Annotated in this window: 19 protein-coding genes and 1 tRNA gene; 16 read left to right on the forward strand and 4 right to left on the reverse strand. The window is 60.4% G+C overall.

All coding sequences use genetic code 11. The annotated features are described in order from the left end of the window. Nucleotides 1–211: 211 nt before the first annotated feature. From thrS to CW305_RS02705, 8 genes are all read left to right on the forward strand, one after another. A complete protein-coding gene (gene thrS, locus CW305_RS02670) occupies nucleotides 212–2,134 on the forward strand; it encodes a threonine--tRNA ligase (protein ID WP_104097042.1) in 1,923 nt (640 codons plus the stop codon). Beyond that, on the forward strand, nucleotides 2,134–2,685 hold the full coding sequence (infC, locus tag CW305_RS02675) for a translation initiation factor IF-3 (protein WP_172602761.1): 552 nt from the start codon (nucleotides 2,134–2,136) through the stop codon (nucleotides 2,683–2,685). Before thrS ends, infC begins: the two co-directional genes overlap by 1 nt. Before the next feature lie 62 nt (nucleotides 2,686–2,747). Further along, nucleotides 2,748–2,942, forward strand: a complete 195-nt coding sequence (gene rpmI, locus CW305_RS02680) for a 50S ribosomal protein L35 (protein WP_003282568.1) — start codon at nucleotides 2,748–2,750, stop codon at nucleotides 2,940–2,942. A gap of 27 nt (nucleotides 2,943–2,969) precedes the next feature. Beyond that, nucleotides 2,970–3,326, forward strand: a complete 357-nt coding sequence (rplT, locus tag CW305_RS02685) for a 50S ribosomal protein L20 (RefSeq protein ID WP_003282569.1) — start codon at nucleotides 2,970–2,972, stop codon at nucleotides 3,324–3,326. 174 nt (nucleotides 3,327–3,500) lie between these two features. Continuing rightward, on the forward strand, nucleotides 3,501–4,505 hold the full coding sequence (gene pheS, locus CW305_RS02690) for a phenylalanine--tRNA ligase subunit alpha (protein ID WP_058064614.1): 1,005 nt from the start codon (nucleotides 3,501–3,503) through the stop codon (nucleotides 4,503–4,505). Nucleotides 4,506–4,536: 31 nt separating this feature from the next. Then, nucleotides 4,537–6,915 carry a phenylalanine--tRNA ligase subunit beta gene (pheT, locus tag CW305_RS02695; protein ID WP_104097043.1) on the forward strand — a complete coding sequence of 793 codons (2,379 nt, stop codon included), beginning with the start codon at nucleotides 4,537–4,539 and terminating at the stop codon, nucleotides 6,913–6,915. A 3-nt stretch (nucleotides 6,916–6,918) separates the two neighbouring features. Continuing rightward, a complete protein-coding gene (ihfA, locus tag CW305_RS02700; RefSeq protein WP_003282572.1) occupies nucleotides 6,919–7,221 on the forward strand; it encodes an integration host factor subunit alpha in 303 nt (100 codons plus the stop codon). Then, on the forward strand, nucleotides 7,202–7,558 hold the full coding sequence (locus CW305_RS02705; protein WP_003298372.1) for a MerR family transcriptional regulator: 357 nt from the start codon (nucleotides 7,202–7,204) through the stop codon (nucleotides 7,556–7,558). The genes ihfA and CW305_RS02705 overlap by 20 nt, the downstream gene beginning before the upstream one ends. Nucleotides 7,559–7,694: 136 nt before the next feature. Here the strand turns inward: CW305_RS02705 and CW305_RS02710 are convergent. The 4 genes from CW305_RS02710 to imuA all read right to left on the reverse strand — a co-directional run bounded on the left by CW305_RS02710 (nucleotide 7,695) and on the right by imuA (nucleotide 13,198). Next, a tRNA-Pro gene (locus tag CW305_RS02710) sits at nucleotides 7,695–7,771 on the reverse strand. A gap of 311 nt (nucleotides 7,772–8,082) precedes the next feature. Next, nucleotides 8,083–11,163, reverse strand: a complete 3,081-nt coding sequence (locus CW305_RS02715; protein ID WP_104097044.1) for an error-prone DNA polymerase — start codon at nucleotides 11,161–11,163, stop codon at nucleotides 8,083–8,085. After that, a complete protein-coding gene (locus CW305_RS02720; protein ID WP_104097045.1) occupies nucleotides 11,160–12,572 on the reverse strand; it encodes a Y-family DNA polymerase in 1,413 nt (470 codons plus the stop codon). The genes CW305_RS02715 and CW305_RS02720 overlap by 4 nt, the downstream gene beginning before the upstream one ends. Before the next feature lie 2 nt (nucleotides 12,573–12,574). Next, complete coding sequence (gene imuA / locus CW305_RS02725) at nucleotides 12,575–13,198, reverse strand: translesion DNA synthesis-associated protein ImuA (RefSeq protein WP_104097046.1); 624 nt, start codon at nucleotides 13,196–13,198, stop codon at nucleotides 12,575–12,577. 363 nt (nucleotides 13,199–13,561) lie between these two features. On the opposite strand from imuA, the gene mtnA reads away from it, so the two are divergent. The 8 genes from mtnA to rpsA all read left to right on the forward strand — a co-directional run bounded on the left by mtnA (nucleotide 13,562) and on the right by rpsA (nucleotide 25,865). Then, nucleotides 13,562–14,638, forward strand: coding sequence for an S-methyl-5-thioribose-1-phosphate isomerase (gene mtnA, locus CW305_RS02730; protein ID WP_104097047.1), 1,077 nt, complete (start codon nucleotides 13,562–13,564; stop codon nucleotides 14,636–14,638). Nucleotides 14,639–14,771: 133 nt separating this feature from the next. After that, nucleotides 14,772–17,582 (forward strand): DNA gyrase subunit A, encoded by a 2,811-nt coding sequence (gyrA, locus tag CW305_RS02735; RefSeq protein WP_104097048.1) that lies wholly within the window; start codon nucleotides 14,772–14,774, stop codon nucleotides 17,580–17,582. Nucleotides 17,583–17,684: 102 nt separating this feature from the next. Further along, complete coding sequence (gene serC, locus CW305_RS02740; protein WP_104097049.1) at nucleotides 17,685–18,770, forward strand: 3-phosphoserine/phosphohydroxythreonine transaminase; 1,086 nt, start codon at nucleotides 17,685–17,687, stop codon at nucleotides 18,768–18,770. After that, entirely contained in the window at nucleotides 18,770–19,867 is a 1,098-nt protein-coding gene (pheA, locus tag CW305_RS02745; RefSeq protein ID WP_023444760.1) for a prephenate dehydratase, read from the forward strand. Before serC ends, pheA begins: the two co-directional genes overlap by 1 nt. 86 nt (nucleotides 19,868–19,953) lie before the next feature. Further along, nucleotides 19,954–21,063, forward strand: coding sequence for a histidinol-phosphate transaminase (gene hisC, locus CW305_RS02750; RefSeq protein ID WP_044314659.1), 1,110 nt, complete (start codon nucleotides 19,954–19,956; stop codon nucleotides 21,061–21,063). Continuing rightward, entirely contained in the window at nucleotides 21,060–23,303 is a 2,244-nt protein-coding gene (locus CW305_RS02755; protein WP_104097050.1) for a bifunctional prephenate dehydrogenase/3-phosphoshikimate 1-carboxyvinyltransferase, read from the forward strand. The genes hisC and CW305_RS02755 overlap by 4 nt, the downstream gene beginning before the upstream one ends. Further along, nucleotides 23,300–23,989, forward strand: coding sequence for a (d)CMP kinase (cmk, locus tag CW305_RS02760; RefSeq protein WP_046621889.1), 690 nt, complete (start codon nucleotides 23,300–23,302; stop codon nucleotides 23,987–23,989). Before CW305_RS02755 ends, cmk begins: the two co-directional genes overlap by 4 nt. Nucleotides 23,990–24,182: 193 nt before the next feature. Beyond that, nucleotides 24,183–25,865, forward strand: a complete 1,683-nt coding sequence (gene rpsA / locus CW305_RS02765; RefSeq protein WP_003302488.1) for a 30S ribosomal protein S1 — start codon at nucleotides 24,183–24,185, stop codon at nucleotides 25,863–25,865. The last annotated feature ends 60 nt before the right edge of the window (nucleotides 25,866–25,925 follow it).

The raw sequence follows: 25,925 nt of genomic DNA on the forward strand, positions 1-25,925 counted from the left end.
CGCTTGCGCGACCCTTTTTTTTGGCTTGCTTGTCAGAGGTCGGGGTTTCTGAAAGCATCGCCAGTCTTGTTTTCCTCCAGTGACTTCGGTTCGGTCGGGTGAGCCTCAGGCTCCTGCCATTGTGCGGCAGGTGTGCTCGTCGAATCGCTTTACTGGCTCATCCCAACCCGTGTGGCCTTTGGTGCGGGTCACCACTAGGAGAGGAGGCGCCATGCCCACCATTACTCTTCCCGATGGCAGTCAGCGTTCGTTCGATCATCCGGTTACTGTGGCCGAAGTGGCTCAGTCCATTGGTGCTGGTCTCGCCAAGGCGACCGTTGCCGGTAAGGTCGACGGTAAGCTGGTCGATGCTTGTGATCTGATTGAAAAAGATGCAGCGCTGCAGATCATCACGCCGAAGGATGAGGAAGGGCTGGAGATCATTCGCCACTCCTGTGCGCACCTTATCGGGCATGCTGTGAAGCAGCTCTACCCGACCGCCCGCATGGTCATTGGGCCGGTCATTGATGAGGGTTTCTACTACGATATCGCCTACGAACGTCCTTTCACTCCTGATGACGTTGCTGCCATCGAGCAGCGTATGAAAGAGCTGATCGATCGCGACTACGACGTCATCAAGAAGGTGACGCCGCGAGCGGAGGTGATAGATATATTTGTCTCGCGCGGCGAGGATTACAAGCTTCGTCTGGTCGAAGATATGCCCGACGAACAGGCGATGGGCTTGTATTACCACGAAGAGTACGTCGACATGTGCCGTGGTCCGCACGTGCCGAATACACGCTTTCTGAAGTCTTTCAAGCTCACCAAGCTGTCTGGTGCCTACTGGCGTGGGGATGCGAAGAATGAGCAGCTCCAGCGCATCTACGGTACGGCTTGGGCCGACAAGAAGCAGCTGGCTGCTTATATCCAGCGTATCGAGGAAGCTGAAAAGCGCGACCACCGCAAGATCGGCAAGCGTCTGGATCTGTTTCATACCCAGGAAGAGGCGCCTGGGATGGTGTTCTGGCATCCCAATGGTTGGACGCTGTATCAGGTGCTGGAGCAGTACATGCGGCAGGTTCAACGCGAAAACGGTTACCTGGAGATCAGGACGCCGCAGGTGGTTGATCGCGTGCTCTGGGAGAAATCCGGGCATTGGGCGAACTACGCCGAAAACATGTTCACGACTGAGTCGGAAAGTCGTGATTACGCGATCAAGCCGATGAACTGCCCCTGCCATGTGCAGGTTTACAATCAGGGCTTGAAGAGCTATCGCGAGCTCCCGCTGCGGCTAGCCGAATTTGGCGCTTGCCACCGTAATGAGCCGTCTGGTGCGCTGCACGGCATCATGCGGGTGCGAGGCTTTACTCAGGACGATGCGCACATCTTCTGCACCGAAGAGCAGATGCAGGCTGAGTCGGCGGCGTTCATCAAGCTGACGCAAGCGGTGTATGCCGATTTCGGTTTTTCGGATATCGAACTGAAGCTGTCGACCCGTCCCGAGAAGCGTGTCGGCTCCGATGAGCTCTGGGATAAGGCTGAAGCGGCGCTGGCGGCGGCGCTGGAAAGTGCTGGGCTGCCGTACGACCTGCAGCCGGGCGAGGGGGCTTTCTATGGCCCCAAGATCGAGTTCTCCTTGCGCGATTGCCTGGGCCGTGTATGGCAGTGCGGTACCCTGCAGCTGGACTTCAATCTTCCGGTGCGGCTGGGCGCAGAGTATGTCAGCGAGAATAATGATCGGCAGCACCCGGTCATGCTGCATCGAGCCATCCTCGGTTCGTTCGAGCGTTTCATTGGCATTCTGATCGAGCATTACGAGGGCGCTTTCCCGGCCTGGCTCGCGCCGACGCAGGCGGTGATCATGAATATCACCGACAAGCAGGCCGCTTTTGCCGCTGAAGTGGAAAAAACGCTCGTCCAAAGCGGATTTCGTGCCAAGTGCGACTTGAGAAACGAAAAGATCGGCTTTAAAATCCGCGAGCATACTTTGCTCAAGACTCCTTATCTCTTGGTTATCGGGGATCGGGAGGTTGAGACACGATCCGTTGCTGTGCGCACCCGTGAAGGCGTCGATCTGGGCTCTATGCCCCTCGAGCAGTTCGCGCAGATGTTGACACAGGCGGTTTCCCGGCGTGGTCGCCAAGAATTGGAGTAATGACTATTAAGCGTGAAATGAGACAGGATAAACGAGCTGCACCCAAGGCCCCGATCAACGAGAATATCTCGGCTCGTGAGGTCCGTTTGATTGGTGCTGACGGCGAGCAGATTGGCATCGTCTCGATTGATGAAGCGCTGCAAGTAGCTGAAGAAGCCAAGCTGGATCTGGTTGAAATTTCCGCCGATGCAAATCCTCCGGTATGTCGGATCATGGATTACGGCAAGCATCTGTTTGAGAAGAAAAAACAGGTTGCTGCGGCGAAGAAAAACCAGAAGCAGATTCAGGTTAAAGAAGTAAAGTTTCGTCCAGGGACGGAAGAAGGGGACTACCAGGTCAAGCTACGCAACCTGGTGCGTTTCCTGAGTGACGGGGACAGGGCCAAGGTATCTTTGCGATTCCGTGGCCGTGAGATGGCCCATCAGGAGCTGGGGATGGAGCTGTTGAAGCGGGTCGAAAACGATCTCGCTGAATATGGCTCGGTCGAACAGCATCCGAAGATGGAAGGACGCCAGCTGATCATGGTCATCGCTCCCAAGAAGAAAAAGTAACCCCCAGGGCACTGGCAGGCCTTGCGGTTATTTGTAATCACCCACAATGTGGAGTACCGAACATGCCAAAGATGAAGACTAAAAGTGGTGCTGCGAAGCGCTTCAAGAAGACTGCTAACGGCTTCAAGCACAAGCACGCTTTCAAGAGCCACATCCTGACCAAAATGTCCACCAAGCGTAAGCGTCAGCTGCGCGGTTGCTCGCAAGTGCACCCGTCCGACGTTGCAAAGGTGGCGCGCATGCTGCGCGTTCGTTGATTCGGTCAAGACTCAGAGGAATAACTCATGGCTCGTGTTAAGCGTGGCGTCGTAGCCCGTCGTCGTCACAAGAAAATTCTGAAACTCGCCAAAGGCTACTACGGAGCGCGTTCGCGCGTATTCCGCGTTGCCAAGCAGGCGGTAATCAAGGCTGGCCAGTACGCCTACCGTGACCGCCGTCAGCGCAAGCGTCAGTTCCGCGCTCTGTGGATTGCCCGTATCAACGCTGGTGCTCGTGTCAACGGTCTGTCTTACAGCCGTCTGATCGCCGGTCTGAAAAAGGCGGCCATCGAAATTGATCGCAAGGTTCTGGCCGATCTGGCAGTGAACGAAAAAGCGGCGTTTGCTGCGATTGTCGAGAAAGCCAAAGCTTCTCTGGCTTAAGCCCCGGCAATCGCGAATCTTCGGGTTCGTTGCAACGTCATCGATAGGGGAAGAGCCTTGTGCTCTTCCCCTATTTCGTATCTGAGAAGGGGCTTTTGCAAAAGGGCGCTTGGCAGTCGGTCGCTACGGGACGATACCAGCGCGGTTCTGCAAGAACCTCTGGAGGTTATGTACATGGAAAATTTGGATGCACTGGTCTCGCAAGCGCTTGAGGCTGTGCAACGAAGTGGAGACATTGCGGCTCTCGAGCAGGTGCGCGTCCAATATCTGGGTAAGAAGGGCGAGCTCACCCAGTTGATGCAAACCTTGGGGAAGCTTTCTGCTGAGGAGCGGCCGCAGGCTGGTGCGCTGATCAATGCCGCCAAGAGCAGTGTTCAGGATGTCCTGAATGCTCGCAAGGCTGACCTAGAGAAGGCTGCTTTGGATGCCAAATTGTCAGCCGAGCGAATCGATGTGACACTGCCTGGGCGCGGACAGGCAAGCGGGGGATTGCATCCAATCTCTCGGGCTTTGGAGCGAATGGAACAAATTTTTAGTCGCATTGGCTATAGCGTTGCCGAGGGGCCTGAAGTTGAGGACGACTATCACAACTTCGAGGCGCTCAACATTCCTAGCCACCATCCCGCACGGGCAATGCACGATACCTTCTATTTCAATGCCAACACGGTTCTTCGTACGCATACGTCCTCGGTACAGGTTCGGACAATGGAGTCGCAGCAGCCGCCGATACGCATTATCTGTCCAGGTCGCGTATATCGGTGCGACTCTGATCAGACGCATTCTCCGATGTTCCATCAGGTCGAAGGCTTGTTGATCGACGAGGGCGTCAGTTTTGCGGACCTTAAAGGCACTATTCAGGCTTTTCTGCGAGAGTTCTTTGAGGCTGATCTTGAGGTGCGTTTCCGTCCTTCATTCTTCCCTTTCACCGAGCCGTCGGCCGAGGTTGATATTCGGCGGGTCATAACCAAGAACGGCGAAACCAAGTCGGATTGGTTGGAGGTTCTGGGTTGTGGGATGGTGCATCCGAACGTGTTGCGAATGTCTGGAATCGACCCGGATAGGTATCAGGGCTTCGCTTTCGGAATGGGTGTCGAGCGGCTTGCAATGTTGCGCTACGGGGTCACGGATCTGCGTATTTTTTTCGACAACGATCTGCGGTTTCTTGAGCAGTTCCGCTAAGAAATGACGCTGTAGTTTCCAGGAGAACAGCATGAAATTCAGTGAACAATGGCTGCGGAGCTGGGTAAACCCGCAGGTTTCCCGCGAGGAGCTGGTTGCTCGTCTGTCCATGGTGGGGCTTGAGGTTGATGCTGTGACGCCCGTTGCTGGCAGCTTCAGCGGTGTGTTTGTCGGTGAGGTCCTCGAAACTGTGCAGCATCCTGATGCCGACAAGCTTCGGGTCTGTCAGGTCAGCAATGGAAGTGAAACCTTTCAGGTTGTGTGCGGAGCGCCGAATGTGCGGCCTGGCCTGAAAATCCCCTTTGCGATGATCGGCGCTCAGTTGCCGGGCGACTTCAAGATCAAGAAGGCCAAGCTCCGCGGTGTCGAATCCAACGGCATGCTTTGCTCGGAAACCGAGTTGCAGGTGGGTAGTGACGATAGCGGCCTGATGGAGCTGAGCGGCGACGCGCCGGTCGGTGCCGATGTTCGTGAGTATCTCGGTCTCGACGATGCAAGTATCGAAATCGGTTTGACCCCAAACCGTGGTGACTGCCTCTCCATCGCTGGCTTGGCTCGTGAAGTTGGTGCGATTTATGGCTCACTGGTCAGTCCGGTGCAATTCACCGTGGCGCCTTTGCATAATGACGACACACGTCCAGTCGAGGTCCTGGCTCCCAAGGCATGCCCGCGTTATCTCGGGCGTGTTGTCCGTAATGTTGATCTGTCGCGCCCGACGCCGCTTTGGATGGTTGAGCGTCTGCGCCGCTCCGATATCCGTAGCATTGATGCGGTCGTCGATGTAACCAACTACGTAATGCTCGAATTGGGTCAGCCCCTGCATGCCTTCGACCTTGCCGAGATCAAGGGCGGTATCCGGGTTCGGATGGCTGAGGAGGGCGAAAAGCTCGTCTTGCTTGACGGTCAGGAGATCGCCCTGCGTGCGGATACGCTCGTTATTGCAGACCATCAGCGCGCTCTTGCCATCGCGGGTGTCATGGGTGGAGAGCACAGCGGCGTAAGCACCGCTACCCAGAATATCTTCCTCGAAAGTGCCTTTTTCGACACCATTGCGTTGGCCGGCAAAGCTCGTTCCTACGGTTTGCATACCGATGCGTCCCATCGCTACGAGCGGGGCGTCGACTCGCAGCTCGCCCGTCAGGCAATGGAGCGTGCAACGAGTCTGTTACTGGATATCGTTGGCGGCGAGGCGGGGCCGATCATTGAGGTGGTCAGCGAAGACGACTTGCCGAAAGTCGCTCCAGTAACTTTGCGCGCTGAGCGCATCAACCAGATGCTGGGGCTGGAAATGAATGGCGCCGAAGTGGTGCGCCTGCTGGCATCCTTGGGCTTGGTGGTTACCGAAGAGGCTAAAGGTCGCTGGCAAGTCTGTGTTCCGAGTCACCGCTTCGATATCAGTCTTGAGGTCGATCTGATCGAAGAGCTGGGTCGGCTGTATGGTTATGACCGCTTGCCCGTGCGTTATCCGCAGGCCCGGCTTGCACCTGAGGCAAAGCCCGAGGCTCGTGCCGAGCTTCCTTTGCTTCGGCGTTTACTGGTCGCCCGCGGATATCAGGAGGCGATCACTTACAGCTTCATCGATCCCAAGTTGTTCGAGCTGTTCAGTCCTGACATGAAGCCGTTGCAGCTTGCCAACCCGATCTCCGCTGATATGGCGGCCATGCGCGCGTCGCTTTGGCCAGGGCTGGTCAAGGCGCTGCAGTACAACCTCAACCGGCAGCAACCACGCGTGCGTCTGTTCGAGGCAGGGTTGCGCTTTGTTGGTCAGTTACAAGAGCTTGAGCAGGAAAGCATGCTGGCTGGCGTGTTAACCGGGAGTCGTCAGCCAGAGGGTTGGACGAACTCGCGCGAGGCGGTGGACTTTTACGACATCAAGGCAGATGTCGAGGCGCTGCTTGCTTTTGCCGGAAATGCTGGCGTCTATCGTTTCGTTGCGGGAGAACATCCGGCACTGCACCCGGGGCAGACCGCGCGTATCGAGCGCGACGGCCGATTGGTCGGATTCGTTGGGAGTCTCCATCCTGAGCTGGCAAGCACCCTGGGTATCGATCAGCCGGTCTACATGTTCGAGTTGAAGCTTAGCGAGATTGCCGAGGGGCGGATGCCTTCCTTCACGGAGTTGTCGCGATTCCCGGAAGTCCGGCGTGATCTTGCTGTGCTGCTCAGGCGGGAGATCGCGGCCGAAGACATCCTGAGTTGCATTCGTGATGCTGCGGGCGAGAATCTGACAGACCTCAAGCTATTTGATGTCTATCAGGGGAAAGGTATTGATCCCCTTAGCAAAAGTATGGCAGTCGGCTTGACCTGGCAGCACCCATCGCGCACTCTAAACGACGATGAGGTGAACGGTGCGATGCAGAAAATTCTCACCTCCCTGGAAGAAAGGTTCAACGCGACGTTAAGGAAATAGCGTATGGGGGCTCTGACGAAAGCTGAAATGGCGGAACGTCTATATGAAGAGCTGGGCTTGAATAAGCGCGAGGCCAAGGAGTTGGTGGAGCTGTTTTTCGAGGAGATCCGTCAGGCGCTCGAGCATAACGAGCAGGTCAAGTTGTCCGGGTTCGGCAACTTCGACCTGCGCGACAAGCGTCAGCGGCCGGGTCGCAATCCGAAGACAGGTGAGGAGATACCTATCACGGCGCGTCGCGTGGTGACGTTCCGTCCAGGGCAGAAACTCAAAGCGAGAGTCGAGGCCTATGCTGGAACCAAGTCATAACGACGAGCTTCCGTCGATCCCCGGCAAGCGCTATTTCACCATTGGTGAGGTGAGCGAGCTTTGTGCGGTCAAGCCTCACGTGCTGCGTTACTGGGAGCAGGAGTTCCCTCAGCTCAATCCGGTTAAGCGGCGCGGCAACCGGCGCTACTACCAGCGGCAGGATGTCCTGATGATTCGTCAGATTCGTGCGCTGCTGTACGATCAAGGCTTCACCATCGGTGGCGCCAGGCAGCGCATGTCCGGCGACGAAGCGCGCGACGACACCACTCAGTACAAGCAGCTCATTCGGCAGATGATCTCGGAGTTGGAAGAGGTTCTTCAGGTGCTGAGAAAGTAGTCGATCTGGATGGGTTCAGGAATCCGGCTGTGACGATTCTGAGGAGGTGGGGGCGAAACAGAGCCATCATGCTGTTCAGTCCGGAGCGGCCATAAAAAAATCCAATCACCGCGAGGTGATTGGATTTTTTGTGTATTGGTCGGGACGGAGTGATTCGAACACTCGACCCCTTGCACCCCATGCAAGTGCGCTACCAGGCTGCGCTACGCCCCGACTGTCACCATCAGCACTGCTGAAAGCGGATAGGACTATACATTAAGCATCTGAAAATGTGAAAGTTTTTTCAGTCGTATCGGCATCAACCCATCTGGCTTGAAAGCACCCTTGATTCTTCGCTTTCTCGCGCCTCTCCAGTCAGTTGTTTATTCGGTCAGCGAGACATGCCATACCATTCAGCACGGCCAGGTCTTCCTCGCTAGGCTCGATCTGGTTCTGTCGTGACGTCCTCTGGATTGGCGAGAGAGAGGCACCCGATATGCTCGAGTGTTCTTTCCAATATCTGCGAAAACGCTCTCGTGTACGGATCACTGAAAATCGCGGCTACGCACATCGAGCCCGGTGAGCAGGGGCGTGAGGTCGCTCAGGCGGCCGGCGATGAGATGTCGTACGCCGCTGGCCGACTCCAGATGGCCATCCACACGAAGCAGTTGCGACTGGATCAACGGCCGCCTTTGGCGCTCGGCCAAGTCGCGCCAGACCACCACGTTGACCATGCCGAACTCGTCTTCCAGGGTGACGAAGATGACACCGCTGGCGGTCTGCGGGCGCTGGCGGCCGATAACCAGGCCGGCGACGCTGACTAGGCGCCCATGTTCGATCGTGGCCAGTTCCCGTGAGCTCTGGCAGCGCCTGGCCTTGAGCTCATTTCGCAGCAGGGTCAGCGGATGCGGCCCCAGCGTAGTGCCGAGGGTCGCGTAGTCGTTGAAAAGGTCTTCACTCACCGAAGGCAGGGGCAGGTAGATGGGCGTTTCCTCCATAGCGGGCAGGCCGTCAAACAGGGGTAACTGTGGTTCGATCCCTGCGACGGCCCAGCGCGCACGATGCCGATGACCGGCCAGACCGCGCAGGACCCCGGCATCGGCGAGCTGCTCGCGTGCGCGCGGTTCGAGCTCGGCGCGACGGCACAGGTCATGGATGTCCATGAACGGCTGACGTTGGCGTGCGGCTTCGATGCGCAGGGCATCGGCTTCCCGAAAGCCGCGCACCATACGTAGCCCCAGGCGGATGGCCGGTTGCTCCTGGCGGCATGGCTCGAGGCTGCAATCCCAGCCGCTGTGGCGAGCGTCCACCGGGCGGATTTCCAGCCCGTGGCGACGGGCGTCCTGGAGAATCTGGTCCGGATTGTAGAAGCCCATCGGCCAGCTGTTGATCAGGGCGCAGGCAAACGCAGCCGGTTCGTGGCGCTTCAGCCAGCAGCTGGCATAGGTGAGCAGCGCAAAACTCGCAGCGTGCGATTCGGGAAAACCATAGCTGCCGAACCCTTTGATCTGTTCGAAGATCCGTGCGATGAAGTCGGGCTGGTAGCCTTTGGCAAGCATTCGCTCGGTCAGCCGCACGCGGTGGGGCTCAAGGCTGCCGTGGCGTTTCCAGGCGGCCATGGCACGGCGCAGCTTGTCGGCCTCGTCTGGAGTGTATTCGGCCGCCACGATCGCCAATTCCATCACCTGTTCCTGAAAAAGAGGCACGCCAAGGGTGCGCTCGAACACCGGTATCAGTTCTTCGGACGGGTAATCCACCTTTTCTTCGTGGTTACGTCGACGCAGATAGGGATGCACCATGTCGCCCTGGATCGGTCCGGGGCGGACGATGGCGACCTGGATGACCAAGTCGTAGAAGGTCTTCGGGCGCAGGCGCGGCAGCATGGCCATCTGCGCCCGCGACTCGATCTGGAAGACGCCGATGGTGTCGGCCTGGCTGATCATGTCGTAGGTGGGTTTGTCCTCCGCGGGCAGCGTGGCGATGGTCCAGCGCGTACCGCGATAATGCTCGATCAGGTCGAAACAACGTCGTATCGCGCTGAGCATGCCCAGGGCCAGCACGTCGACCTTGAGCAGACCGACTGCGTCGAGATCGTCCTTGTCCCATTGAATCACCGTGCGGTCGGCCATGCTGGCATTCTCGATCGGCACCAGGGTATCGAGTGGCTGCTCGGAGATCACGAAGCCGCCAGGGTGCTGGGAAAGGTGGCGAGGAAATCCGATAAGCGCATCGGTCAGCACCAGAACCCGGCGCAGAACCGGATTGTCCGGGTCGAAGCCGGCCTCGCACAGCCGAGAATCGTCGGGTATGTGTTCACTCCAGCGCCCGCAGCAGCCGGCCAGGGCGTTGATCTGGTCCGGCGGCAGGCCCAGCGCCTTGGCGACATCCCGCAGGGCGCCGGTTGCGCGGTAGCTGCTGGCGACGGCGGTGAGGGCGGCACGATTGCGCCCGTAGCGCTGAAAGACGTACTGGATGACTTCCTCGCGCCGGTCGTGCTCGAAGTCCACGTCGATATCGGGTGGCTCGTTGCGTTCGCGGGAGAGGAAACGCTCGAACAACAGTTTGCTGCGCACCGGGTCGAGCTCGGTGATACCCAGGACGAAGCAGACGCTCGAGTTGGCCGCCGAGCCCCGACCCTGGCAGAGAATGCCCTGTTCTCGGGCGAAGCGGACGATGTCGTGCACGGTCAGGAAATAGCTTTCGTAATGCAGATCGGCGATCAGCTCCAGTTCATGTTCGAGCTGCACGCGGGCCTTTGCCGTAATGCCGTCCGGCCAGCGCCAGCGTGCGCCATCCTCGACCAGCTTGCGCAACCATGAGGTGGTGTCATGCCCGGGCGGGACCAGCTCGTGGGGGTAGTGATATTTCAGCTGGTCGAGCTGGAAATGGCAGCGCTGGCTGATGCGAAGGGTTTCAGCGAGCAGTTCGGCTGGATAGAGCTGGGCCAGCTCCTCGCGCGACCGCAGGTGGCGTTCGCCATTGGGAAAGAGGTGGCATCCAGCCTCGGCCACTGGCAGGTGGTGGCGGATAGCGGTCATGCAGTCCTGCAAGGCCCGGCGACCGCGGGCATGCATGTGCACGTCGCCACAGGCCACGGCGGATATGCCCAGGCGTGAAGCTTGGGTCAGGGATTGCCGCAGCTGCAGCGCGTCGTCCGGCCCCCGATGCAGTTCGATGCCGAGCCACAGCCGCTCGCGAAAACGCTCGAGCAGCCAGCGGCCTTCGGCATCGGCGCTGTCGTGACCGGGCAGCCAGATCGCCAGCAGCCCCTCCAGCGGCCAGTCGCGCAGGTCTTCGCGCAGCGCTTGGTAACGACCTTTTTCGGCTCTTCGGCGGGCGCGGGTGATCAGCTGGCACAAGGCCTGGTAGCCGGTCAGGTTTTCCACCAGCAAGACCAGTTTGGGTCCACCCTCGATCTGCAGCTCGCTGCCAATGATCAGCGGCAGGCCGGTGTCCTTCGAGGCCTGCCAGGCGCGCACGATACCGGCCAGGCTGCATTCGTCGGTGATCGCCAGAGCGTCATAGCCCTGGCGTTTGGCGCGTTCGAAGAGTTCGCTCGCGCTGGATGCACCCCGCTGGAAGCTGAAGTTGGACAGGCAATGCAGCTCGGCATATTCGGCGTTCATGCGAACCAGCCGTGCAGCAGCAGGGGGCCTCCGGCGAGGGCGCGAAACGCCCAACCCTGCTGGCCGGTAGCGGTTTGCACCCGGTAGTAGTCGCGTCGCGCGTCGGCACCATCCCACCAGCCGGACTCGATGCGCTCGGGGCCGGTCAGGGTGAGCAGGCCCTCTTCGCGCAAGGGTTGCGGGGTACTCAGCAGCCAGCCGGGGCGCAACCCCACGTGAGGCAATGGTTCGGTGCGGGCGAGGCTGCTTTCCCGCCAGGCACATTCGGGACGGTGGTCCGCTCGTGCGCTCAGCGAGACCACGGCATCGTCGCCCAGTCGGGCGCGGAGGCGTTCGCGCAGCTGCTCCCAAGGCACATTCTGCTGCGGGCGCTCGTCGAACAAGGCCTGATGGGCCGGCGTGAAGGCTGGCAGATCACGAGCCAGCAGACGCACGGCCAAGACGGGGGCCGGCAGTTGCAGGTGCTCGAGGCGGCCGCGGGTCAGTTCGAACAGCATAGCGGGCTCGCGTTCGGTACTGAGCAGGCCGACCGGCACCTCGCTGTCGGGCAGGGTGCGATGTTCCAGGTACAGGCTGAAACGCTGGACGCCGCTGTCCCGCCCGGCGAGAAAGGCGGCCAGGTCGGCGGTCAGTCTGCGCAATGGAAACAGCAGGGCCTGGTGAGATTCGACTTCGAAATTCAGTTCGATGCGGATGTCGAAGACATCCGGCGGGCGGTAGAACTCCAGAGGCAGTGGCCGATGCCCGAGCAGGGTGTCGAGCTGGGCCAGCACTTCGGCCGGAAAGCGTCTGGCGAGGCTATCCCGCGGCAGGGCGAGCAGTTGATGAAGATGGCGCACGCCCATGCGTACCAGCGATGTGCTGACTTCGCGGGGCAGGCCGAGGCGCTCGACCGGCAGTACCCCGAGCGCCTGATGCAGCGTGGCTGTATCGGTAACGGCCAGCCCGTCATGGGCATTGGCGAGGATGCGCGCGGCCGCCGGGTTGGGTGCCAGGGTGATGCGGTGGCGGAAGCCCAAGGCTGTGAGTTCCTCGCGCAGACGCGTCTCGAATCGTGGCCAGGGGCCGAACAGACCGAGGCTGGAATGCACCTCCAACAGCAGGCAGCGCGGGTAGTGCAGGCTGACCTGGGCGCTGTAGCCGTAACCCCAGGCCGCCAGAAACCGCTGCCAGCGTTCGATCATCAGCGGGTCGTAATCGGCGGTGGCGAAGTCGTGGGTCAATGCCTGGGCTGCGATCAGCGATTGCCCTGGCTTGAGGCCGAGCTTGCGGGCGGCTGCGTTGACGGCCTGCAGCACGCGGCGCTGTGGCGGGCCGGCGAGCAGGGCCAGTGGCGCGGCGGCATCGTCGCGGTGGCGCAAAACGCCGTCCATGGCCAGTTGCGGCAGCAGAATGCAGGCCCAGAGCATCGTCACGTCTGTTGCCAGGCGCTGGCCGGGAGCGCCTGTCCCGGAGCCAGGCCGCCGCGGCACTTGATGACACGCAGCTGCGCCGGCTGGGCCTCGATGGTCAGGCGTAGTGCCGCCGGTGATGGGTTATTTGCTTCATGCAGTGACCGATAGACGAAGCCCAGGGTTTGGCCGGATTCAGCGGCAATCTGCAAGCGTCTTAAGGCACGATCATCAGCTTGTTGCGGCCAGCACAGCACAGCGGCACAACTGCCGGAACGTAGGCATTGTTCTGCAGCCCACAGCGCATCGCGGCCCTTTGCCTGGATGATGGTCAGCCACCGCAGGTCTACACCCGCGGCCAGCCAGGCCTGGGGGTAAGGTCGATGAGGGGGCGTTATCAGCACCACCCGCTCGCCGGCGGTGGTCAGTCGTGCAAGGGTTGGCCACAGCAGATTCAGCTCGCCAATGCCCGTGGCCGCGACGAGGAGCTCGCTGATGGCCGACTCCGGCCAGCCGCCGCCGGGCAGGAACTCATCCAGTGTGACATTTCCGGTCGGCTGGACGGCCGTGCGAGACGTTATGGCCTGGCCACGCCAGACGCGACGTGTATCCAGCAGGCTATCGAGGGCGACCACTGCGGTCATGAAGAGACATCCAAAATAACTGTATATAGATACAGTATTTGGCCTGCCGTGAGTTGGTCAAGTGCGACGCGATGAGTGAGCGCGACACTTCATCTGCTCAAGCGCATGCTCTCTCCGTGGAAGGCGAGGCCAGCCTGAAAGCTGCTCGGCCATTAGGCGTCGCCAAGCCCTGATCACTGCTTGTGCTCGGAAAACCCGTCAATTAGCATTCGCGCCCGGGATAAGAGGCCGCAGTGCTCATGGTTGCTGCTTCCCGGCCATATCGAGATTGGAAAGCCCGGTTCGCCCGCGATCCGGGCTTTTTCTTTGCTGTTCGGGGCGCATGATGGTCCTGTGTCGACGAAGCTGAACGAGGGAAATGCCATGCGCGAGCGTTTGTTGGCTGCGGAAAAGGTTAAGTCGATCGAATGGCTGGACGGGCGCCTGAACCTGCTCGATCAGCGCAAGCTTCCCGTCGAAGAGATTTGGTGCAGCCATGATTCTGCGGCGTCGGTCGCTGCGGCGATTCGGGATATGGTCGTGCGCGGCGCGCCGGCAATCGGAATCAGCGCAGCCTATGGTCTGGTCCTTGCCGTGCGTGCCCGTATCGCCGACGGCGGTGATTGGAGGCAGGCCCTGGAGGAAGACTTCAAGGTGCTGGCCGATTCCCGTCCCACCGCAGTCAATCTGTTCTGGGCGCTGAACCAGATGCGCGAACGACTGGATCGCCTCAAGCTGGGTGAAGACCCGTATGCAGCGCTGGAAGCCCAGGCCATCTCCATCCATGACAGCGATCGCGAGGCAAATCTGGCGATGGCGCAGTTTGGCGTCGACCTCATCCGCCGTCATCAGGGCAATCCGCAGAACCTGCTCACCCATTGCAATACCGGCGCCCTGGCGACCGGCGGTTTCGGTACGGCGCTCGGGGTCATCCGGGCGGCGCATCTCGAGGGTCTGGTGGAGCGGGTATACGTCGATGAGACCCGGCCTTGGTTGCAGGGCTCCCGGCTGACGGCCTGGGAACTGCTCGGTGATGGCGTTCCGGCCATGGTGAATGCGGACTCGGCGGCTGCTCATCTGATGAAATCCAGAGGCATCTCCTGGGTGATCGTCGGTGCGGATCGCATCACCGCCAATGGCGATGTGGCGAACAAGATCGGTACCTACCAGCTTGCGGTCCTGGCGATGCACCACGGCGTGCGTTTCATGGTGGTGGCGGCAAGTTCGACCATCGACATGGCGCTGGAGAGCGGCGAGGAGATCCAGATCGAGGAGCGCGCCGGCAGCGAGCTGCTTGAGGTCGACGGTCGGCGCTTCGCGGCTGATGTCGAGGCATTCAATCCGGTGTTCGACGTGACGCCGGCCGATCTCATCGATGCCATTGTCACCGAGAAAGGCGTGGTCGAGCGGCCGAGTGCCGCGAAGATGGCCGAACTGATGAGCCGCAAGCGGCTGCACTGAGCACGATCGGTCGCGCTCGGGTGTGCTGTGCAAGCCGGTTTTGCTCCGTGCAAGGCTCAGTTTATAGCAGTCGTCTGTGTTACCATCCCGCGCTTATTACAGGACCCTGCTGACTATAAGGAACCAGGCTTCCATGGGCGAACTGGCCAAAGAAATCCTCCCGGTCAATATCGAAGACGAGCTCAAGCAGTCCTACCTTGATTACGCGATGAGCGTGATCATTGGCCGTGCGCTGCCGGACGCGCGCGATGGCCTGAAACCGGTACACCGCCGCGTACTGTTCGCCATGAGCGAACTCGGCAACGACTGGAACAAGCCGTACAAGAAATCCGCCCGTGTGGTCGGTGACGTGATCGGTAAATACCACCCGCACGGCGATTCGGCGGTATACGACACCATCGTGCGTATGGCGCAGCCGTTTTCGCTGCGCTACATGCTGGTCGATGGCCAGGGTAACTTCGGTTCGGTTGACGGCGATAGCGCTGCAGCGATGCGTTACACCGAAGTGCGCATGGCCAAGCTGGCCCATGAGCTGCTGGCCGACCTGGAAAAGGAAACCGTCGACTGGGTGCCCAACTACGATGGCACCGAGCAGATCCCGGCGGTCATGCCGACCAAGGTTCCCAATCTGCTGGTGAACGGCTCCAGCGGTATTGCGGTAGGCATGGCGACCAACATCCCGCCGCATAACCTGGGCGAAGTGATCGATGGTTGCCTAGCGCTGATCGACAACGCCGATATCACTATCGACGAACTCATGCAGTTCATCCCGGGCCCCGATTTCCCCACTGCCGGTATCATCAATGGCCGTGCTGGCATCATCGAGGCCTACCGCACCGGCCGTGGCCGCATTTATATCCGTGCTCGCGCCGATATCGAAGATATCGACAAGGTCGGCGGCCGCCAGCAGATCGTCATCACCGAGCTGCCTTACCAGCTGAATAAGGCACGGCTGATCGAGAAGATCGCCGAGCTGGTGAAAGAGAAGAAGATCGAAGGCATCACCGAGCTGCGTGACGAGTCCGACAAGGACGGCATGCGCGTGGTCATCGAGCTGCGCCGCGGCGAAGTGCCGGAGGTGATCCTCAACAATCTATACGCCCAGACCCAGCTGCAGAGCGTCTTCGGTATCAACGTGGTTGCGCTCATCGATGGCCAGCCACGCACGCTGAACCTGAAAGAGCTGCTGGAAGCCTTCGTTCGCCACCGTCGCGAAGTCGTTACCCGCCGTACGGTCTACGAACTGCGCAAGGCGCGCGAGCGTGGGCACATTCTTGAAGGGCAGGCGGTCGCGCTGTCCAACATCGATCCGGTCATTGCGGTGATCAAGGCTTCGCCAACTCCAGCCGAGGCCAAGGATGCGCTGATTTCCACTGCCTGGGAATCGAGCGCCGTTGAAGCCATGGTCGAGCGCGCAGGGGCTGATGCCTGCCGCCCGGAAGGCCTCGATCCGCAGTTTGGCCTGCGTGACGGCAAGTACTTTCTGTCGCCGGAGCAGGCGCAGGCGATTCTTGATCTGCGTCTGCACCGCCTGACCGGCCTCGAGCACGAGAAGCTGCTCAGCGAATACCAGGAAATCCTCACCCAGATCGGCGAGCTGATCCGCATCCTGACCAATCCGGTTCGCCTGATGGAAGTCATCCGCGAAGAACTGGAAGGCGTGAAGCGCGATTTCGGCGATGCACGGCGCACCGAGATTCTCGAGTCGCGTCTGGACCTGACGCTGGCGGACCTGATCACCGAAGAAGAGCGCGTCGTCACCATCTCTCATGGTGGTTATGCCAAGTCGCAACCGCTGGCCGCCTACCAGGCGCAGCGCCGTGGTGGTCGCGGCAAGGCTGCGACTGGTGTGAAGGAAGAGGATTACGTCGAGCATCTGCTGGTTGCCAACAGTCACACCACGCTGCTGCTGTTCTCCAGCAAGGGCAAAGTGTACTGGCTGAAGACCTACGAGATTCCCGAAGCATCTCGCACTTCGCGTGGCCGCCCGCTGGTCAACCTGCTACCGCTCGATGAGGGCGAGCGCATCACCGCCATGCTTCAGGTCGATCTGGAAGCGCTGCGCAAGCAGGCCGCCGAAGGTGAGGACGACCTGGACGAAGCAGAAGGCCTGGTCATCGAGCACGATGATGCGGACGACGTCGAAAGCGATGACGCCGACAGCGACGAGAAAGACGAGCCGACCGGCTCCTACATTTTCATGGCTACCGCCAATGGCACGGTCAAGAAGACACCTCTGGTGCAGTTCAGCCGTCCGCGTACGTCCGGCCTGATCGCGCTCAAGCTGGAAGAAGGCGACACCCTCATCGCTGCGGCCGTCACCGATGGTGCCCAGGAAGTGATGATGTTCTCCGACGGCGGCAAGGTCATCCGTTTCAAGGAAAGCAAGGTTCGCATCATGGGCCGCAATGCCCGCGGTGTACGCGGTATGCGTCTGCCCGAAGGGCAGCGCATCATCTCCATGCTGATTCCGGAATTGGGTGCACAGATCCTTACCGCATCTTTGCGTGGCTACGGCAAGCGCACCGCGATGGAAGAGTTTCCACGCCGCGGTCGCGGTGGTCAGGGCGTCATCGCCATGGTCACCAACGAGCGTAACGGCCCGTTGATCGGTGCCGTGCAGGTGCTTGAGGGCGAGGAGATCATGCTGATCTCCGATCAGGGCACGCTGGTCCGGACCCGCGTCGACGAGGTGTCATCGCTGGGGCGCAATACTCAGGGCGTCACCCTCATCAAGCTGAGCAAGGGCGAGCATCTGGTTGGTCTGGAGCGCGTGCAGGAGCCATCCGAGGAAGACGTGCTGGAAGACATCGAAGCGTTGCTCGATGACGACGCCCTCGAGAAGGAAATGCCTGTACTCAGCACTGAGCCGAGCGAGGATGAACTGCTCGGCGGGGCTGGCGACGTATCTCCGGATGTGGTGCCGACAGACGACGAAGACTGATCGGCGAAAGCAATCCGCAATCAGGTGGTAGCGCGGCGGACGGTAGAGGTACCGGTCGCCGCGCCGCGGGATTCAATATCGAGCAAGAGCGAGAGAACTGCAGTGAGCAAACGCGCCTTTAACTTCTGTGCCGGTCCGGCTGCGCTTCCCGAAGCCGTCCTTCAGCGCGCCCAGGCGGAGCTTCTCGACTGGCATGGCAAGGGCTTGTCGGTCATGGAGATGAGTCACCGTAGCGACGAATATACCGCTATCGCCGAAAAGGCCGAACAGGATCTGCGCGACCTGCTGGCAATTCCGTCGAACTACAAGGTGCTGTTTCTCCAGGGGGGCGCCAGCCAGCAGTTTGCCGAGATTCCGCTGAACCTGCTGCCGGAAGATGGCGTTGCCGACTACATCGATACGGGCATCTGGTCGCGCAAGGCGATCGAAGAGGCGCGTCGTTTCGGTAACGTCAACGTGGCGGCCAGCGCCAAATCTCTCGATTACTTCGCCATTCCGGGGCAGAACGATTGGCAGTTGAGCGAGCGCGCGGCGTACCTGCACTACGCGAGCAACGAGACCATCGGCGGCCTGCAGTTCGATTGGATCCCGAATCTCGGCGATACGCCGCTGGTCGTCGACATGTCGTCGGACATTCTGTCGCGGACCATCGACGTCTCGAAGTTCGGCCTGATCTACGCCGGAGCGCAGAAGAACATCGGGCCATCCGGGCTGGTGGTCGTCATCGTTCGTGAAGACCTGCTCGGCCATGCGCGTTCCGCTTGCCCGACCATGCTCGACTACAAGGTCGCGGCGGATAACGGCTCGATGTACAACACGCCGGCAACCTTTTCCTGGTATCTCTCGGGGCTGGTCTTCGAGTGGCTGAAGGAGCAGGGCGGCGTCGAGGCGATGGAGCAGCGCAACCGCGCCAAGAAGGACATGCTCTACGGTGCCATCGATGCCAGCGATTTCTACACCAACCCGATCGCCATCAATGCGCGTTCGTGGATGAACGTTCCGTTCCGTCTGGCCGATGAGCGTCTGGACAAGGCGTTCCTGGCCGGCGCCGACGCGCGTGGCCTGTTGAACCTCAAAGGGCATCGCTCCGTGGGTGGCATGCGCGCTTCTATCTACAACGCCGTAGGCCTGAATGCGGTCGAAGCGCTGGTGGCCTACATGGCCGAGTTCGAGAAGGAGCACGGCTGATGAGCGACGCCGATCAGTTGAAGGCCCTGCGGGTTCGAATCGACAGCCTCGACGAGCGCATTCTCGATCTGATCAGCGAGCGCGCCCGCTGTGCCCAGGAAGTCGCCCGGGTCAAGACCGCGGCGCTGGCCGAGGGCGAGTCCGCGGTGTTCTACCGTCCGGAGCGCGAAGCCTGGGTGCTCAAGCACATCATGGAGCTCAACCGCGGGCCGCTCGATAACGAGGAAATGGCGCGTCTGTTCCGCGAGATCATGTCGTCCTGCCTGGCCCTGGAACAGCCGCTCCGGGTTGCCTATCTCGGCCCAGAGGGTACCTTCTCCCAGGCTGCGGCGCTCAAGCATTTCGGCCATGCGGTCATCAGTACGCCAATGGCAGCCATTGATGAGGTGTTTCGCGAGGTTGTGGCGGGGGCTGTGAATTTCGGCGTAGTGCCGGTGGAGAACTCCACCGAAGGTGCAGTCAATCACACGCTGGACAGCTTCCTCGAGCACGACATCGTGATCTGCGGCGAAGTGGAGCTGCGTATCCACCACCATTTGTTGGTGGGCGAGACGACCAAGACTGATCGGATCACGCGCATCTACTCCCACGCGCAATCGCTGGCGCAGTGCCGCAAGTGGCTTGATGCCCACTACCCGAATGTCGAGCGCGTAGCGGTTTCCAGCAATGCGGATGCGGCCAAGCGGGTCAAGAGCGAGTGGAATTCGGCGGCCATCGCCGGCGACATGGCTGCCCAGCTCTACGGTCTGACCAAGCTGGCCGAGAAGATTGAGGACCGCCCGGACAACTCCACGCGATTCCTGATTATCGGTAGCCAGGAAGTGCCGCCGACCGGCGATGACAAGACCTCTATCATCGTCTCGATGCGTAACAAGCCAGGCGCCTTGCACGAGCTGCTGGTGCCGTTCCATGCCAACGGCATCGACCTTACTCGAATCGAAACGCGGCCGTCGCGCAGCGGCAAGTGGACCTACGTGTTCTTCATCGATTTCCTGGGTCACCACCAGGATCCGCTGATCAAGGATGCGCTGGAGAAGCTCGGGCAGGAAGCTGTGGCCCTTAAGGTGTTGGGTTCCTACCCCAAAGCGGTTCTTTAATTGCGGCTTCAGGTCGCGGCAGTGGGGCAGGCGACCGGCTTGTACCTGCCGCCTGAAGCCTGCAGCCTGCAGCCTGAGGTTTTGTTATGAGTTGTGATTTCCTTGCCCTGGCGCAGCCAGGGGTGCAGAAGCTGTCGCCGTACGTACCGGGCAAGCCGGTTGAAGAACTGGCGCGCGAGCTGAGTTTGGACCCCGCAGGAATCGTCAAGCTGGCCAGCAACGAGAACCCGCTGGGGCCAAGCCCGAAAGTGCTTGATGCGATCAGGGCTGAGCTTTCGGAGTTGACCCGCTACCCGGACGGCAACGGCTTCGCGCTCAAGCAGCGACTTGCCGAGCGCTATTCGGTCGGAATCAATCAAGTCACCCTGGGCAATGGTTCCAACGACATTCTTGAGCTGGTTGCGCGCGCCTATCTGGCTCCGGGACTCAACGCCGTGTTCAGCGAGCATGCCTTCGCTGTCTATCCGATCGCGACGCAGGCGGTCGGGGCCGAGGGACGTGCCGTGCCGGCCAGGAACTGGGGGCACGACCTCGACGCAATGGCGGCGGCCATCGACGAGAATACCCGCGTGGTTTTCGTCGCCAACCCCAACAATCCCACCGGAACCTGGTTCGATGCTGCTGCGCTGGGTGGATTTCTAGCGCGCGTACCGGAGCGTGTCCTGGTGGTGCTGGACGAGGCCTACATCGAATATGCCGAAGGGCAGGAGTTGCCGGATGGTCTGGCGTTTCTGGCCGACTATCCGAACCTGCTGGTTTCGCGCACCTTCTCCAAGGCTTATGGGCTTGCTGCGCTGCGGGTCGGCTACGCGATCAGTTCGCCGGTGATCGCCGATGTGCTGAATCGCGTCAGGCAGCCATTCAACGTGAACAGTCTGGCGCTGACGGCGGCTTGCGCAGCGCTGGATGACGTCGATTACCTGCTTGCCAGCCGCAAGGCGAATGATGCCGGGATGCTTCAGCTGGAAACGGGTTTCCGTCAGCTGGGACTGGAGTGGATCCCTTCGCGGGGCAATTTCATCGCGGTGGACTTCGCCCGTGATGCTGCGCCGATCAATCAGGCGCTGTTGCGCGAAGGGGTGATTGTGCGCCCTATGGCCGGATACGGTATGCCAACGTTCCTGCGTATCTCAATTGGCACCGAGCAGGAAAATGCACGCTTTCTCGATGTGCTGCGCCAGGTGCTCGCTCAGTGAATCACGCTCGTCACGCGCAACAGCGTTCGCCGATTGTGAATCGCCTGGTTGTGATCGGCCTTGGCCTGATTGGCGGCTCGTTCGCCAAGGGCTTGCGTGAGGCTGGCCTTTGTCGCGAGGTGGTCGGCTTCGATCTGGATGCACGCTCGCGTGAGCTTGCGGTCGAACTGGGCGTGGTGGATCGCTGCGCCGCGACGCTTGCAGAGGCTTGTCATGGGGCTGACGTAATTCAGCTTGCGACGCCTATCCTTGCGCTGGAGCGGCTGCTTGGTGAACTGGCGAAGCTCGAACTGGGCGACGCAGTGATCACTGACGTCGGCAGCGCCAAGGGCAATGTCGTGCGCTGTGCGCGTAAAGTGTTCGGCAACATGCCATCAAGGTTCGTGCCTGGCCACCCCATCGCCGGCTCTGAACTCAGTGGCGTGACGGCGGCGAACAGCACGCTGTTTCGACGGCACAAGGTGATCCTGACGCCGCTGGAAAATACCGATCCGCAAGCGCTCACGCTGGTGAGCAAGCTCTGGTCGGCGCTGGGTGCGGATGTCGAGCATATGGAGGTGTCGCATCACGATGAGGTGCTGGCTGCCACTAGTCATTTACCGCACCTGCTGGCCTTCGGTCTGGTTGATTCGCTCGCCAAGCGCCATGAGAATCTCGAGATATTCCGCTACGCGGCAGGTGGTTTTCGCGATTTCACCCGTATCGCCGGTAGCGATCCGGTGATGTGGCACGACATCTTTCTCGCCAACCGCGAGGCAGTGCTGCATACCCTGGACGATTTTCGTGCCGACCTCGACGCGCTGCGCGCCGCGGTCGATGAAGGAGACGGGCACAAGCTGTTGGGCGTTTTCACTCGCGCCAAGGCTGCCCGGGAACATTTCAGCAAAATACTGGCTCGCCGAGCCTATGTGGACGTTATGCATTCCAATGACCTCGTTTTCCTCGCCAACCCTGGCGGCAGCCTGACCGGCCATCTGCGTGTGCCAGGCGACAAATCCATTTCTCACCGCTCGATCATGCTCGGCTCTCTTGCCGAGGGCGTGACGGAAGTCGAAGGCTTCCTGGAGGGTGAAGATGCTCTGGCGACCATTCAGGCGTTCCGGGACATGGGCGTCGTCATCGAGGGTCCGCATCAGGGGCGCGTGACGGTCCATGGTGTCGGTCTGCACGGCCTCAAGGCCCCGCCCGGGCCGATCTACCTGGGCAACTCAGGAACCTCCATGCGGCTGCTGTCCGGTTTGCTCGCGGCGCAGCCGTTCGATACGACGTTGACGGGTGATGCGTCCCTCTCCAAACGGCCGATGAATCGCGTCGCCAAGCCGCTGCGCGAGATGGGGGCTGTGATCGAGACGGCACCGGAAGGGCGTCCGCCGCTGACCATTCGCGGCGGCCAGCGTCTGTCCGGCATGCATTACGAAATGCCGATGGCCAGCGCGCAGGTCAAGTCCTGCCTATTACTGGCCGGCCTGTATGCAGCTGATCAGACCTCGGTAACCGAACCGGCTCCGACGCGTGATCACACCGAGCGGATGCTTCGCGGTTTCGGCTATCCGGTGACCGTCAAGGGCAGTACTGCGGTTGTCGAGCCAGGGCACAAGCTGCGTGGTACTCATATTGAAGTGCCTGCCGATATTTCTTCAGCGGCATTCTTCATGGTGGCGGCGAGCATTGCGCAGGGTTCGGAGATCGTGCTCGAGCATGTCGGCGTGAATCCGACCCGTACCGGCGTGATCGATATTCTGAAGTTGATGGGCGGCGACATCTCTCTTGAGAACCCGCGCGAGGTGGGCGGCGAGCCGGTGGCAGACATCCGTGTTCGTGGCGCTCAGCTCAAGGGTATCGACATTCCAGAGGACCTGGTTCCGCTGGCGATCGACGAGTTCCCGGTGCTCTTCGTGGCTGCGGCCTGCGCGGAAGGTCGTACCACGTTGCGCGGTGCCGAAGAGCTGCGGGTCAAGGAGTCTGACCGCATCCAGGTCATGGCGGACGGGCTGCAGACCCTGGGGGTCAAGGCTGAACCGACCCCGGACGGGATTGTCATCGAAGGTGGTGCGATCGGTTCCGGTGAAGTCTGGGCGCATGGCGATCACCGCATCGCGATGTCCTTCAGTGTGGCTGCGCTGCGAGCCAATGGCCCGATTCGAATCCATGACTGCGCCAACGTGGCGACGTCGTTCCCCAACTTCCTCTCCTTGGCGCAGCGCGCCGGCATGCAGGTACATTCGGAGGGTGATTCATGATCAGGCCCGTTCCGGTCATCACCATCGATGGGCCGAGTGGCTCGGGGAAGGGCACAGTTGCAGCCTTGCTTGCGGGCAGGCTTGGCTGGAATTTCCTCGACTCCGGTGCCTTGTATCGCCTGCTGGCATTCGCAGCGCGCAATCACGGCGTCGATCTGACCAACGAAGAAGCGCTGAAGGTGCTCGCCGAGCACCTCGATGTCCAGTTTGGTGCCGCACGCGATGGGCACGGCATGATCATCATTCTGGAGGGGGAGGAGGTCACCGAGTCGATCCGTAACGAGCAGGTTGGCGCCGGCGCATCCCAGGTCGCAGCGTTACCGGTGGTTCGCACCGCCTTGCTGCAGCGACAGAAGGCCTTCCGCGAGGCGCCGGGACTGGTCGCGGACGGGCGTGATATGGGTACTGTGGTGTTTCCCGACGCGCCGTTGAAGATATTCCTCACCGCGAGTGCGGAAGAGCGTGCTCGCAGACGTTACTTGCAGTTGAAGGCACGAGGCGATGATGTTAATCTCGCGAGTCTTCTTGAGGAGATTCGGGAGCGCGATGAGCGCGATACCCAACGTGCGGTGGCCCCGCTGAAGCCGGCAGATGATGCCGTTCAACTGGATTCCACTACACTCTCCATTGATGAGGTGTTGCAAAAGATTCTGAGCGAAGTCGCCGACCGCGATTTGGCTGGATGATCGGAACGCCGAAAGGCGGCCAAACGGACCTTGAGTAGGCACAGCCAGCAGGCTGTGCATCTCGGGGCCGTTAACAAGGAGGCATGTGGGAGACCAGATCCAGTCCCACAGGCCTTTTTTTATATGAATGAACCCACATTGTCTGGAATGTGGAGATTGGGCGGATTCTCGCCTGAAAACAGCAGGAATCAACATGAGCGAAAGCTTCGCAGAACTATTTGAAGAAAGCCTTAAATCCCTCGACATGCAGCCGGGTGCCATCATCACCGGCATCGTGGTCGACATCGACGGTGACTGGGTCACCGTGCATGCCGGCCTCAAGTCCGAGGGCGTCATCCCGGTCGAGCAGTTCTACAACGAGCAGGGCGAGCTGACCATCAAGGTGGGTGACGAGGTCCACGTTGCTCTGGACGCGGTTGAAGATGGCTTTGGCGAAACCAAGCTGTCCCGTGAAAAAGCCAAGCGCGCGGAATCCTGGATTGTTCTGGAAGCGGCTTTCGCTGCAGAAGAAGTGGTCAAGGGCGTCATCAACGGCAAAGTCAAAGGTGGCTTCACCGTCGACGTCAACGGCATTCGTGCGTTCCTGCCGGGTTCGCTGGTCGATGTCCGCCCTGTGCGCGACACCACCCACCTGGAAGGCAAAGAGCTCGAGTTCAAGGTCATCAAGCTGGACCAGAAGCGCAACAACGTTGTCGTTTCCCGCCGCAGCGTACTGGAAGCCGAGAACAGCGCCGAGCGCGAAGCTCTGCTCGAGTCCCTGCAGGAAGGTCAGCAGGTCAAAGGTATCGTCAAGAACCTCACCGACTACGGTGCGTTCGTTGACCTGGGCGGCGTCGATGGTCTGCTGCACATCACCGACATGGCCTGGAAGCGTATCAAGCATCCGTCGGAGATCGTCAACGTTGGCGACGAGATCGATGTCAAGGTTCTGAAGTTCGACCGCGAGCGCAACCGCGTATCGCTGGGCCTGAAGCAACTGGGCGAAGACCCATGGGTTGCCATCAAGGCGCGTTACCCGGAAGGCACCCGTGTTCAGGCTCGCGTCACCAACCTCACCGACTACGGCTGCTTTGCCGAGCTGGAAGAAGGCGTCGAAGGTCTGGTGCACGTTTCCGAAATGGATTGGACCAACAAGAACATCCACCCGTCGAAGGTCGTACAGGTCGGCGACGAAGTGGAAGTCATGGTTCTGGACATCGACGAAGAGCGTCGTCGCATCTCCCTGGGTATCAAGCAGTGCAAGTCCAACCCATGGGAAGACTTCTCTGGCCAGTTCAACAAGGGCGACCGCATCTCCGGCACCATCAAGTCGATCACCGATTTCGGTATCTTCATTGGTCTGGACGGCGGCATCGACGGCCTGGTTCACCTGTCCGACATCTCCTGGAACGAGCCGGGTGAAGAAGCCGTTCGCCGCTTCAAGAAGGGCGACGAGCTGGATACCGTCATCCTGTCGGTCGATCCGGAGCGTGAGCGCATCTCCCTGGGCATCAAGCAGCTGGAAGACGATCCGTTCTCCAACTACGCCGCCGTCAATGACAAGGGCAGCATCGTTCGCGGTACCGTGAAAGAAGTTGACGCCAAAGGCGCCATCATCGATCTCGGCAACGATATCGAAGCCACTCTGAAAGCTTCCGAAATCAGCCGCGACCGCGTTGAAGATGCGCGCAACGTGCTGAAGGAAGGCGACGAAGTTGAAGCCAAGATCATCAGCATCGACCGCAAGTCCCGCGTGATCAGCCTGTCCATCAAGTCCAAAGACGTCGAAGACGAAAAGGATGCGATGAAAGAGCTGCGCACCAAGCAGGACGTAGAAAGCACTGGCCCGACCACCATTGGTGATCTGATCCGTGCTCAGATGGAAAACCAGAACTAAGTTCGGGTTCTTCATGGAAAAAGGGCGACTTCGGTCGCCCTTTTTTGTGCCCGCGATTCC

This window comes from Stutzerimonas kunmingensis (genome assembly GCF_002929225.1).
Taxonomy (GTDB): Bacteria; Pseudomonadota; Gammaproteobacteria; order Pseudomonadales; family Pseudomonadaceae; genus Stutzerimonas.